Source organism: Anaeromyxobacter sp. SG64 (assembly GCF_022690745.1).
In the GTDB taxonomy this organism is placed as follows: Bacteria; Myxococcota; Myxococcia; order Myxococcales; family Anaeromyxobacteraceae; genus Anaeromyxobacter; species Anaeromyxobacter soli.
This window is the reverse complement of the sequence record NZ_JALCZB010000054.1, coordinates 17,973-27,593: the sequence shown is the minus strand read 5'-3', so window position 1 is coordinate 27,593 and position 9,621 is coordinate 17,973. Positions and strand designations below refer to the sequence as shown.

Annotated in this window: 9 protein-coding genes; 3 read left to right on the top strand and 6 right to left on the bottom strand. The window is 74.6% G+C overall.

What is annotated here, in order from left to right:
- The 3 genes from MNZ29_RS15705 to MNZ29_RS15695 all read right to left on the bottom strand — a co-directional run.
- The coding region (locus tag MNZ29_RS15705; protein ID WP_242355831.1) for a response regulator transcription factor at positions 1-1,020 on the bottom strand (1,020 nt) is incomplete at its 3' end.
- A gap of 102 nt (positions 1,021-1,122) precedes the next feature.
- Entirely contained in the window at positions 1,123-1,953 is an 831-nt protein-coding gene (locus tag MNZ29_RS15700) for an anti-sigma factor (RefSeq protein WP_242339800.1), read from the bottom strand.
- Positions 1,954-1,973: 20 nt separating this feature from the next.
- Positions 1,974-2,612, bottom strand: a complete 639-nt coding sequence (locus MNZ29_RS15695) for a sigma-70 family RNA polymerase sigma factor (RefSeq protein WP_242339798.1) — start codon at positions 2,610-2,612, stop codon at positions 1,974-1,976.
- A gap of 336 nt (positions 2,613-2,948) precedes the next feature.
- Here MNZ29_RS15695 and MNZ29_RS15690 point away from each other — a divergent pair, with 336 nt between their 5' ends.
- Both MNZ29_RS15690 and MNZ29_RS15685 read left to right on the top strand, forming a co-directional pair.
- Positions 2,949-4,283, top strand: coding sequence for a radical SAM protein (locus MNZ29_RS15690; protein WP_242339796.1), 1,335 nt, complete (start codon positions 2,949-2,951; stop codon positions 4,281-4,283).
- Positions 4,280-5,506, top strand: coding sequence for a class I SAM-dependent rRNA methyltransferase (locus MNZ29_RS15685; RefSeq protein WP_242339794.1), 1,227 nt, complete (start codon positions 4,280-4,282; stop codon positions 5,504-5,506). Before MNZ29_RS15690 ends, MNZ29_RS15685 begins: the two co-directional genes overlap by 4 nt.
- A gap of 59 nt (positions 5,507-5,565) precedes the next feature.
- On the opposite strand, the gene MNZ29_RS15680 is transcribed toward MNZ29_RS15685, so the two are convergent.
- Together MNZ29_RS15680 and MNZ29_RS15675 are read right to left on the bottom strand one after the other, a co-directional pair.
- Positions 5,566-6,150 (bottom strand): alpha/beta hydrolase, encoded by a 585-nt coding sequence (locus tag MNZ29_RS15680; protein ID WP_242339792.1) that lies wholly within the window; start codon positions 6,148-6,150, stop codon positions 5,566-5,568.
- A 71-nt stretch (positions 6,151-6,221) separates the two neighbouring features.
- Entirely contained in the window at positions 6,222-7,781 is a 1,560-nt protein-coding gene (locus MNZ29_RS15675) for an ATP-binding protein (protein WP_242355829.1), read from the bottom strand.
- Positions 7,782-7,977: 196 nt separating this feature from the next.
- Here MNZ29_RS15675 and MNZ29_RS15670 point away from each other — a divergent pair, with 196 nt between their 5' ends.
- Positions 7,978-8,523: a hypothetical protein gene (locus MNZ29_RS15670; protein ID WP_242355827.1), complete on the top strand. Its 546-nt coding sequence runs from the start codon at positions 7,978-7,980 to the stop codon at positions 8,521-8,523.
- A gap of 57 nt (positions 8,524-8,580) precedes the next feature.
- Here the strand turns inward: MNZ29_RS15670 and MNZ29_RS15665 are convergent, their stop codons facing one another.
- Positions 8,581-9,564, bottom strand: coding sequence for a CPBP family intramembrane glutamic endopeptidase (locus tag MNZ29_RS15665; protein WP_242355825.1), 984 nt, complete (start codon positions 9,562-9,564; stop codon positions 8,581-8,583).
- Positions 9,565-9,621: the final 57 nt, after the last annotated feature.

Here is a 9,621-nt window from a genome sequence, read left to right as displayed (position 1 = left end):
TCGCGCGCGCGCGTCCTCGAGCTCGCGCTCGAGCCGCCCCACGTCGGCGCGGGCCGCGGAGCCGGAGGTCGCCGGCGCGGGCAGCTCGTCGAGGAGGGGGATGCCCGCGGCGCGGAGGAGGTCTGCGCTCGCGCCGCGGACGGGGGCGCGCGGAGCCGGCCGGGCCGCCCGGGCCGGCGCAGCGTCGTCCGGCCGGTCGTGCTCACGGAAGGGCGGGCGGTCGTCGTCGCCCTCGGGGAGCCCGAGCGAGTCCGGCCCGTCGGAGAGCGCGTCGAGCCCGAGCTCGGGCTCCCCGCCGTCCGCGGGCGCGCCGGTCTCGAGGACGCCGTCGTCGAGGCGGAACGGCTCGCCGTCCTCGGGCTGCGGCAGCCCGAGCTCTAGGTCGAGCCCTTCGTCCTCGCCCGCGGTCCGCGGGGCGGCGAGCTCCTCGAACGCGTCGTCGAGCAGGCGCAGCTCGTCGTCCGCGCCCGCGCTGCGCGGGCTCTCGACCGGCTCGTCCGGGAGCGCCGACAGGTCGAGCGCGGGGAGATCCTCCACCGGCTCGTTGGGGAGCGCCTCGAGGCCCATCGCGTCCTCGAGGCTCACGAGCTCCTCCTCCTCGAGATCGTCGGCCGGGCGCGGGATGTCGTACTCGTCTGCCGGCTCCGGCGCGCCGGCGACCCGAAGCACGGCGTCCACGAGCGCCTCGGTGGCGTACGGCTTGAAGAGGTACTCGTCGGCGCGGACCTTCAACGCGCGGTGCTTCTCGAACGTCTCCTCGGTGGCCTCCGCGCTCGTGAGCACGAGCGGGATCGACTTGAGGGCGTCGTCCTTCTTGAGCCGCTGGCAGACGAGGTAGCCGCTCATGCCCGGGAGCTCGACGCAGAGCACCACGGCCTGCGGGCCCCACTCGCGCGCGAGGTCGAGCCCCTCCTTGCCGTCCCCGGTGGCGCGGACCTCGAAGCCTTCGGACTCGAGGGCGTCGGTGAGCGCCGACGCGAGGGCGGCGTCGTTCTCGATGAGGAGGATCTTCGTGGGCATCGCGCGTTCCGGGAGGGGCGGGACGGGGCGCGGCGATGAGGCAACCGCGCGGAAAAGGCTGGGAAACTCTACCCCAGCCCGGGCGCGGATCAAAATGCGCGGCTAATGAGAGGCGTCGGCCTGCGCAGTCTGGACGAGATCGAAGAGCTGAGCTTCGTCGAGGTCGGAGACGAGGGAGTAGACGATCTCGTCCTGGCGCCAGACCGCCACGTTGTAGCCGCGGGCGGTCGCGATCTTGACCTTGTGCGGCCCGATCTTCACCTCGCGCCCGGACGCGTCGAACCGGCCGTCGGGATCGTCGACGATGAACAGGCCGGCCTGGCCGCGGGGGAGCTGGTAGCGGATGTAGGCGGCCGGCCACGCGCCGATGTGCGACAGGCGCGCGCCCAGCACCTGCACGCCGGCGGCGCGGAAGCGTGGCGGAGCCGGGTTGAAGTCGAGCTTCCCGGCGAACCAGCCGGGGATGCCGCTCTCGGGATCGGTGAAGGTCACCTCGAGCGGGAGCTCGCGGTGGTGCTTGCGGATCGCGTCCTCCAGGAGCGGGCTGCCGCCGTGGCCGAGGGGATCGAGCCAGAGCACGAGCAGGACGCCCGCGACGCAGGCGGCGAGGGTGGCGATCGGGATGGGCGCGAGGGCGCGGCGCCAGAGCGGCTTGCGGCGGCGCGCGAGGGCCCCCTCGATGCGGGTGCGGAGCGCGGGCGGGGCGCGGCCGGAGGGTGCGTCCTCACCGAGCGCCTCGCGGAGCTTCGCGCGCAGCGCGGCGCGCATCCGGGCCTGCCGCTCGACGAGCGCGCGGCAGCGCGGGCACGCGGCGAGGTGGACGTCCATCTCGGACCGCTCGCGCTCGTCGAACTCGCGGTCGAGGTACGGATCGACCGAGCGCTCGACGTCGCTGCATTCGAGGGCCGCGATGAGCGTGGGTTCGATCGCCATGGGCGCGTTCCGCCGGGGCCTTACGCCGACTTGCCGCGGCGCTTCCGATACGTCTCGAGGTCGATGCTGCCGTCTTCCCCGACCTCCTGCAGCACGCCCGAGACCACCGCGTAGCTCGCGAGCGCCTTCTGGAGGAGGCGCCGCCCGCGGTACAGGCGGCTCATGACGGTGCCCACCGGGACGTCCAGGATCTCGGCGATCTCCTTGTACGAGAACTCCTGGAGGTCCGCGAGGATCACGACGAGCCGGAAGTCGATGGGGAGCGAGTCGACGGCCTTGAGCACGTCGTCGGACAGCAGCCGGTCGAAGAAGTACTGCTCCGGGTTCGCGGCGAACTCCGCCGCCTCCCTCGACACGAACCGCTCGTGCACGGCGTCGCGCTCGGATCCCTCGACGATGTTCCGCTCCTTCACCGACCGCCGGTAGCGGTTGATGAAGGTGTTCGTCAGGATCTTGAACAGCCAGGCCTTCATGTTGGTTCCTCGCTCGAACTTCTCGAAGAACCGGTAGGCCCGCAGGAACGTGTCCTGGACGAGATCCTCCGCGTCGCGGTCGTTCTTGGTGAGCCGGAGGGCCGCGGAGTACAGCGGGTCGAGGTGCTTGAGCGCGAGCTCCTCGAACTCGCCACGCGTGAGATCGGTCTGTCTCAGATCGAACATCAGGGGTTCGTGTCTCCCACCCGGGTTCTATTCCGCTCGTCCGTGCTCCGCTTCCCTCGTACCACGACCCAGGGAACGAGCAGCCGGCCGAAACGATTCCCGCGCCTCACCCCCGCGCCCGGTCGCCAGGGGTGCATGCAGTCGAGATGACGGAAAGGACCCGCGAATTCTAATCGGCCCTGAGGGGGTACGCATGCCTCCGAGGCGCGAGCCGGAGCGGAGGCACGGGCGCGGAGGCGGGCGCCTGGCCGGCCGCCTGCGTGGTATGACCGCGGGCCGCGAGATCGTACCCTCCGCCCGGGCGACGCCGCGCGCCACGCTTAGATAGAACGCCGAATGCCGAAGCTCCTCTTCGCGGACGACCGCGGAAACGTCTACGACCACCCCGAGCTCGACGCCGCCGTGCGGAGCGGCGACGAGATCCTCGCGACGCGCGAGCGCCCGCTCGACCTCCCCGAGGGGGCGTCCCTCTGCATGCTCCCGGGCCGGCGGCCCGTGGGCCTCGATCCGGCGACGGGCGAACCGATCGTCCTCCACGAGGTCAAGATCGGGCGCAGGAGGGTGAAGCCGCACGCCGTGGGCGCCACCTTGCCGCCGGGGTACACGCGGACGTTCCTGCCAGCCGCGGCCAGGGCGGCCCTCCCCACGACCGGCGAGGCGCCGATCCTCCCGCAGTGGGCGTACACGGCCGCGGCCCTCGGCGCGCGCGGTCCCGTCGCGTGGGCCCTGCACACGGATCGCCGGAGCCACTGGAGCCCGGCCGCGCACTCGACCGAGGAGCTCCCCGACCTCGTCGCGCGCACGCTCGAGGAGTCCGACAACCCCATCTACCGGCAGCTCGCGCGCTGCGCGCTCGAGTGGCGCTGCTTCACCGCGCAGAACACGTTCTACGGCCGGGACGAGGGGGCGATCCCGGCGTCGGCGTCGTGCAACGCCTCGTGCGTCGGCTGCCTCTCCGAGCAGCAGGAGGGGATGCCGCCCTCGAGCCACGAGCGGATCGCGCAGGCGCCGACCGCGGACGAGATGGCGGAGGTGGCCCTGCGCCACCTCGCGCGCGCGACGGGGCACGTGATGGTGAGCTTCGGCCAGGGCTGCGAGGGGGAGCCGCTCACGCGCTGGAAGGAGATCGAGCGGGCGCTCCGGCGCGTGCGGGCGGAGACTCCGCGCGGCTCGCTGCACGCGAACACGAACGGCTCGCTCCCGGCCGCGCTCGGGAAGCTCTGCGACGCGGGGCTCGACTCGGTGCGGATCTCGACGAACTCGGCCTCGCCCGACCTGTACGCGGCGTACTACCGCCCGAGCGGCTACGGCCTCGAGGACGTCGTGCGCTCGCTCCACGTCGCGAAGGCGAAGGGCGCGTACGTCGCGCTGAACCTGCTCACCTTCCCGGGCGTCACCGACCGCGAGGGCGAGGCGGAGCGGCTGTGCCGGCTCGTCGCCGAGACGGGTGTGGACCAGGTCCAGACGCGGCCGCTCGCGCTCGATCCGGACGTCTACGCGGAGCTCGCGCGAGGCCGCGGCGGGGCGGGACGCGCCCTCGGGATCCGGCGACTCGTGGCCGAGCTGAAGGCGGCGCGGCCGGGGCTCGTCGTGGGGAACTTCTCACGCGCGCGCGAGGAGCGCGCGCGCACGGGCCGGCGCGCGAGGCGCGCCAGGGCGGAGGCGCGATGAGGGCAGTCGGCAGCGCGGTGCGCGGCGAGGCGGAGCTGGAGCTGCGCAAGGACCTCGCGCGCCACCTGCGCGCGGGCCATCCGTGGGTGTTCCGCAAGGCTGTGGAGCGGGCGCCGAAGGGGCTCCCCGCGGGCGCCATCGTGGACGTGACCGAGGAGGGGCGGTTCGTCGCGCGCGGCTACTACGATCCGCACTCCGCCATCTCCGTGCGGATCCTGACGCGGGAGCCCGCCGAGGCCATCGACGCGGCGTACTGGCGCCGCCGGATCGCGCGCGCGATCGCGCTCCGGCGCGAGCTCGTCCACGGCACGACCGGCTTCAGGCTCGTGCACGGCGAGTCGGACGGGCTGCCCGGCGTCGTGGCGGATCGCTACGACACCTTCGCGGTGCTGAAGCTCTACTCCGCCGGCCTCACCCCCCACCGCGCGGCGATCGTGGAGGCGCTGCGGGCGGAGGCCGAGGGGCTCGCCGGCGTGTTCGGACGGGACGAGATCCCGCGCGACGACCTCGACGACGCCGACGCCGGGGCGCCGCAGGGCCGCGTCCTGTGGGGCGCGGAGCCGCCGGAGCGGATCGCCTACGACGAGCACGGGATGCAGGTGCTCGTGGACGTGCGGCGCGGGCAGAAGACCGGCCACTTCCTCGACCAGCGCGAGAACCGCCGCCGCGTGCGCGCGCTCGCAGCGGGGCGGCCGGAGGCGCTGAACCTGTTCAGCTACACGGGAGGCTTCTCGGTCGCGGCCGCGCTCGGCGGCGCGCGTCACGTCGTGTCGGTGGACGTGGACAGGGACGCCATCGCGCTCGCGCGCGAGAACTTCCGCGCGAACGGCCTCGACCCGGCCGATCACGCGTTCGCGACCGAGGACGCGTTCGAGCTGCTCGCCCGGTACAAGCGGGAGGGCCGCCGGTTCGATCTCGTCGTCTGCGATCCCCCGGCGTTCGCGAAGTCGCAGAAGGCGGTCGACGCCGCGCTCGCGGGCTACGCGTCCCTGAACCGCGCCGCGCTCGCCGTGCTCGCCCCGGGCGGCCTGCTCGTCACCGCGAGCTGCTCCGCGCGCGTCTCGGCCGAGCAGTTCACCGAGGCGGTGAAGGAGGCCGCGTACAAGGCGAAGCTGGAGCTGCAGCTCGTCGAGGAGACGCGGCAGACCCCGGACCACCCGGTGTCCCTCCAGTTCCGGGAGGGGCGATACTTGAAGTGCCTCGTGCTGCGGCGGGTGGGGTAGGGGGCGGTCGAGGTCGGGGTCGCGGTCGCGGTCGCGGGTTCTGCTACCGGCGGACCCCCTCAACCCCTCCCGATCCACTCCACCGCCCTCCGCCCCATCTCCGGCAGCCCCGCCCGGAAGAGCGCGTCCGCGTCCGGCACCGTGTCCACCTGCGCTCCCTCGCACTCCCCGGTCTGCACCCGCGCGCCGTGCTCCGGGACGAGCACGAGCACGCGCGCGCCGGCCGCCGGGCGCGGCGCGCGCTCCGGGGCGACGAGCACGAGCCGCGCGAGCTCGGGACGCGCCGCCGCGAGGGCGAGCGCGGTCTCGCAGCCGGACCCCACCCCCGCGAGCGCGATGGATCCACCGGCGGTCTCGGCGAGGTGTCGCAGCGCGGCGAGGGCGTCGTCGAGCGCGCGCGCGGGATCCGGCGCGCCCTGCGAGGCGCCGACGCCCCGGTGCTGGAACCTGAGCGAGGGGTGCCCCGCGCGCGCCGCGCTCCAGGCGAGCTCGGCCACGGGCGGCGCGTCCATGCCGCCGCCGCCGAGGGGCGGGCAGACGAGCAGCGCCGGGCGGCGTGACCCGCGGTGATAGAGCGCCTCGAGCACGAGCCCCTGCACGTCCACGAGCGCGGGCCGCTCCAGGAACTGGCCGGTCATGACCATGCGGAGGCGATTGTAGCCGCGGCGCCGGGGCGACGCGCAGCGCGCGCGCCCGGGCGGCCCGGAGCGGCGCGTCAGCCCGCGGCCGCTCCGACCGGCGACGACCACGAGCCCGGCTTGAACAGCCGGAAGAGCGTGTCGTAGTCCACCGGCTTCGTGAGGTGCTGGTCGAAGCCGGCGGCGATGGCGCGGCGCCGGTCCTCCGGCTGCCCGTAGCCCGTCACGGCGACGAGCTTCACGCCCTGGCCGAGCGCGCCGCGGACCCGCCGCGCGACCTCGTAGCCGTCGAGCCCGGGCAAGCCGATGTCCACGAGCATCACGTCGGGGTGATCCGAGAGGGCGCGCGCGACGCCGCGGAGCCCGTCCTCGACCGCGTCGACCTCGTGGCCGAGGTGCTCGACGAGCAGGCGGAGCGCGTCGCGGTTGTCCTCGTTGTCCTCCACGACGAGGACGCGGAGCTTGCCCGCGCGCGGCTCCTGGCGGGGCAGGGGCCGCTCCCCCGCCTCGGTGACCGCGGCGATCGGGAGCGACACCTCGAACTCGCTCCCCAGGCCCGGCCCCGGGCTCCGCGCCTCGACGGTGCCGCCGTGCTGGTCGACGAGCCGCTTCACGAGCGCGAGGCCGAGCCCCAGCCCACCCTGGGCGCGGTCGATGGTCGTCGCGGCCTGGGTGAACGGCTCGAAGATGCGGGAGATCATCTCGGGCGGGATGCCGATCCCGTCGTCGCAGACGCGGATCGAGGCCTTCTCGTTGCGCCGGGCGACGAGCACGGTGACGCGCCCGCCGGAGGGCGTGTACTTGAGCGCGTTCGCGAGGAGGTTCGCGACGATCTGCTCCACGCGGACCGAGTCGGCGTGGACGGGGACGCGCTCGCGCCAGAGGGACACCGCGAGGTCGAGCCCCTGGAGCCTCGCGGCCTCGGCGAGCCCCGCCACCGCCTCGCCGACGATCTCGTTGAGGTCGACGACCTCGCGCCGCAGCGTGATCTGCCCGCGGGTGACGCGCGAGACCTCGAGCAGGTCGTCGACGAGCCGCGCGAGCCGCCGCGCCTGGCGGTCGATGATCCCGCGGGGGCGCTCGTCGTCGGAGGCGCGGACGAGCGGCAGCGCGAGGAGGATCGCGCCGAGCGGGTTGCGCAGCTCGTGGCCGAGCATCGCGAGGAACTCGTCGCGGGCGTCCACCGCGCGTCCGAGCTGGCGCATGAGGTCGCGCGCGGCGTACTGGCGGCGGCGGTTGCGTACCGCGAGCTTCACCGCGCCGAGGAGCGTGAGGACCTGCGCGGGCCGCTCGACGAGCGTCACGTTGCCGAGCGCCTCGAGGGTCTCCGGCGCAGGCGACGCGGCGGGCAGGCGCAGGCCGGCGGGGCAGAGGACGATGACCGGCAGGTCCGACCACGCCTCCTGCAGCGCGAGCGCGCCGGAGAGCTCGGTGAGGGCGTCCGGGCCGAGGGCCTCCGCCTCGAGCACCAGCGCCGCCGCGCCGCGGCCGAGCTCGCTGGCGAGCGTGGTCGTGTCGGAGAGGGAGACGACGTTCAGCCCCGCGCGGCGCAGCGCCGGCCCCGCCAGGTCGGCGCCGTGGGCGGTGGGCATGAGCAGGAGGACCCGGTCTTCGAGCTGCGAACCATCGTTGCCCATCGAATGCCTCCGGTCCCCGCCTCCGCCGCCCCGCAGGGCGCCCGCACCCCGCCGCCGTGGGTCGATAGCTCGCTTACCCGCACCGCGTTGTCGAGGGGCCTACCGAGGTTCCGCCCCAAGGAGGAGACGGTGCGGTCGCGCTCGACGTGTGGCGCGACCCATGCTCGGATCCGGCGCACCTGCTCCGGAGGTCCACGTGATCCGCCCGCTGCTCGTCGCCACCGCGCTCGCGCTCCTCGTCCCCGCCCTCGCGGGCGCGCGCGGACCCTCGACGGCCGAGGAGCGCCGGCGCGCGGTGCAGACCACGCGCAAGCTCGAGAAGGACCCGCTCGCGCGCGACGCGAACGACTCCCGCCGCTGGCTCCTCGACTGGATCGTCGCGATCCCCGACGTCCAGGTGCGGAGCTGCTCGGGTCCGCTGGACGTCCTCGTGGAGGACTCCGGCCCTCACGGGCGGGCTCTGTACCTCCAGTCCATCTTCGGGATGGCGACCTACCTCATCGAGCACCCGCGCGCCAAGGACGACTGGGTGGCGGTCCAGACCGCGGGCATCGAGAGCGTGCTCAGGGCGTACCGCTCCCTCCTGCGGGCCGACCCCGAGGCGCGGCGCGACGAGCTCGACGCGCTCCTCGACACGCAGAAGCGAGGGCGGCTCGCGCAGCTCGTCGAGGACACGATGCCCGAGTGCGGCAAGCCGCCCAAGGACGAGGGGATGGGGCCGGCGCCGCGCGGGTCGATCTGACGGACGCGGCCGCTCGCCTCGATCTCCCCGGCTCGTGCTTCGCGCCCCGAGGGCGGCTCAGCGCCGCGCGCCGGGCAAGAGGCCCATCCGGACGGCGAGGACGAGCGCGAGCAGGATCTGAAGGCCGAGGAGCAGCGTGAGCCGGAGCCACGCGGGCACCCGCCCCGGCCGGAAGCGGGTCGAGGGATCGGCCGGATCGCGCAGGACGAGCGCGGTCTCCGGGGAGAGCGGCCCCGCCGCGACGGAGCGGAACGCCGCGAGGAGCGGCGCGAGCGCCGCCGCGCCGAGGACGAGCGCGCCGAGCAGCGCCAGGAGGGGCGGGTTCTCCACCTCGGGCGCCGCGCGCGGCGCGGCGATGGCGAACAGCGAGACGAGGCCGTTGTTCGCGGCGTGGGCGGCGACGGCGGGCCACAGCGAGCCCGAGCGCCACGCGAGCCAGCCGAACACGGTGCCGAGCACGAGCAGGGCCGGGAAGCGGACCGGGTCGAGGTGGATGACCGCGAAGAGCAGGCTCGAGCCGGCGATCGCGACGGCCGGCGCACGCCGCGCGAGCAGCGTCGTCTGCAGGTACCCGCGAAAGGCGATCTCCTCGCACGGCGGGGCGACGAACGTCGCGACGACCGCGAGGAAGACGCGCTCGGCGAGCGAGCGATCGAAGAGCTTCGCGACGTCGAAGGTCTCGATCCAGGAGCGCGGCATGACCCGCTGCGCGGCCGCCATGACGGCCATGGCGAGGAGGGTCCCGGCGACGCCGCAGAGCGCGCCCAGCACCACCGCGGCGGGGCGCACGCGCCCGAGCCGGAGGTACGGGACGGCGCGCAGGTTGGAGCCCAGCGTGAGCACGAGCGCGGGCAGGAGGAAGACGAACAGCTCCGACCAGACGAGGCCGGCGAAGACGTGGAGCGCCTGCGCGAGGAGCCCCGGCAGGAACAGCACGAGCAGCACCCCGAAGAACGCGAGCGCGCTCTTCCTCGCCGGCCGAGGCGCGGCCGTCGGTTCGGATGGGGCGGGGCTGGGATCCACGCCCGCGCAGGATGGCATCGGGTGGGCCCGCCGCAAAGCGCTTCGAGCGCCGCCCGTCCGGGCCTTTCGCTTGCC